The sequence below is a fragment of the Acinetobacter chengduensis genome, from assembly GCF_003664645.1.
In the GTDB taxonomy this organism is placed as follows: domain Bacteria; phylum Pseudomonadota; class Gammaproteobacteria; order Pseudomonadales; family Moraxellaceae; genus Acinetobacter; species Acinetobacter chengduensis.
In genome coordinates, this window is the sequence record NZ_RCHC01000062.1 from 1 (window position 1) to 1,431 (window position 1,431).

2 protein-coding genes and 2 pseudogenes are annotated in these 1,431 nt (G+C 34.4%); 3 read left to right on the forward strand and 1 reads right to left on the reverse strand.

Translation table 11 applies throughout. The features are described from left to right. Positions 1–99 (reverse strand): annotated as a pseudogene (locus D9K81_RS18735) (formyltetrahydrofolate deformylase); the annotation flags it as partial. Positions 100–377: 278 nt separating this feature from the next. Here D9K81_RS18735 and D9K81_RS18185 point away from each other — a divergent pair. The 3 genes and pseudogenes from D9K81_RS18185 to D9K81_RS18740 all read left to right on the forward strand — a co-directional run. Beyond that, complete coding sequence (locus D9K81_RS18185; RefSeq protein WP_120376183.1) at positions 378–692, forward strand: DMT family transporter; 315 nt, start codon at positions 378–380, stop codon at positions 690–692. 176 nt (positions 693–868) lie between these two features. Then, positions 869–1,102 (forward strand): hypothetical protein, encoded by a 234-nt coding sequence (locus D9K81_RS18190; protein ID WP_120376184.1) that lies wholly within the window; start codon positions 869–871, stop codon positions 1,100–1,102. A gap of 230 nt (positions 1,103–1,332) precedes the next feature. Then, positions 1,333–1,431: pseudogene (locus D9K81_RS18740) on the forward strand (formyltetrahydrofolate deformylase); the annotation flags it as partial.

Below are 1,431 nucleotides of genomic sequence, written 5' to 3' on the forward strand. Positions count from 1 at the left end.
GCCATTATTGGCGAGACATCCGCTAATTGCCGCAACAATACCAGAGGCTGCAGGACAGCGGATTTTTAAAATATATTGGGCCGAATTTGACTGCAACATGCGCTGCATACTCCTGTCTAAATGTAATGTGCTAAACCGATTCAGGCTGAAAGGTTTAATCTAAATATTCTTAATAGGAAAAATAATTTCACATTCATTTGTATATAAAACCACAATCGACTGTCTATATTCTTTATGGAAATCAGTAGGCTTTTAAGGGGTATTGCTTTTGGGGTATAGGTAAATTCAAACAGCATTTGCATTATAAAAGAGGCCGATTTTTTAGAGCTTTTAACCGCAGATAGATGGTGTAGTAACCTCATAAGGAAACAATATAGATGGCATGGATCATCCTTGTATTGGCAGGTATCTTTGAAATTATTTGGGCATATTCAATGAAACTTTCAGAGGGTTTTACCAAGCCTATTCCCACTTTAATTACACTGATTTTTGTCATCTTGAGTTTTATGTTATTGAGCTATTCCATGCGAGTTTTACCTTTGGGTACGGCCTATAGCATTTGGTCGGGTATAGGTGCAGTTGGCTCGTTTGTTATCGGCATTATTATTTTAGGTGAGCAAGCTAATCTGATACGCATTGTAGCTGCACTCATGATTGTGGGTGGATTGCTACTCATGAAATTATCTACTTAAAACAGGATTTTAACTTTGGTGCATATAAATAAAAATATGCGCCTTTTTAATGCAAAAATAATTCCCAATAGGAATATTTTTGAATATATATGAGGTGCTAAAGCTTAAAAAATAAAGGTTTAAAAATTGGCGCGGTATTTGCTTTTTATCTCATGAACTTTCTCAGGGGGAATACGATGAGCTATTCGGAACACTTTGTGATTAAGAAAATTCGGTTGTTAACACCAACAACATGTGAAGTATATATGCTGAACATGAATAAAAAATTTATGAAAGGTTGGGTGATTCGTTGCAATCAAAGTTTAGTTCATCAATTTCATGAACAGATGAATAATTTGATGCAATCAACACATCCATTTCAGACCTTAATGCAGCTAAAACAGTTTCATGAAGTAGACGTTTTATGTTAAGTCAAAACGCACTGGCAGGAGAGAAATTTCCTGCCAGTGATTCAGCATATCTATATAAAAATCAATAATTTAAAAAAGTTTCTTAAAAGTAAAAAAAGTTTCCTAAAACTATAGACGGGGCAAAAAAAATTAGATATAAATTCTCACAGAGAAAATAATTTTCCTAAAAAGAAATTTATTAAACAACAGAAACACACTCTGAATATTGAGAATTAATAGGTAAAAGTCCTATGCAACATAACAAACCCACCCAATATATTTTAAAAATCCGCTGTCCTGCAGCCTCTGGTATTGTTGCGGCAATTAGCGGTTGCTTAGCCAGCAATGGT